Raw genomic sequence first — 294 nt, 5'->3', positions numbered from 1 at the left:
ACTACAACCCACTCAAGACTAGGTAAGACTTTATATGATTCCGCACGTTTCACGTTTACTCGAACTTTGGCGTATTGCAGCGCACTATAGACTCGATACGTTGTTCCCTGCGGATGAATTACCTGTTAAAGCTAAGCATGCATTGAACATTATAAAAATGCATCCGGCAGCATGGTCTAGTCGTGAACGCAAAAATCCTTTAAAGCTTAAAGAAGCTTTAGAAGATATGGGGCCGCTTGCAATTAAGCTTGGACAACTCCTGTCAAACCGCCGTGATTTGAATCCACATGAAAT

The 294-nt window shown here is 42.2% G+C and carries 1 pseudogene; it reads left to right on the top strand.

Annotation, left to right across the window (positions count from 1 at the left end):
* Window positions 1-34 precede the first annotated feature (34 nt).
* Window positions 35-294, top strand: a pseudogene (locus ACNQ0W_RS25595) (hypothetical protein); the annotation flags it as partial.

The organism is Enterobacter cloacae complex sp. 6730903, from assembly GCF_048283985.1.
Taxonomy (GTDB): Bacteria; Pseudomonadota; Gammaproteobacteria; order Enterobacterales; family Enterobacteriaceae; genus Enterobacter; species Enterobacter hormaechei_C.
This window is presented reverse-complemented; position numbering and strand designations above follow the sequence as displayed.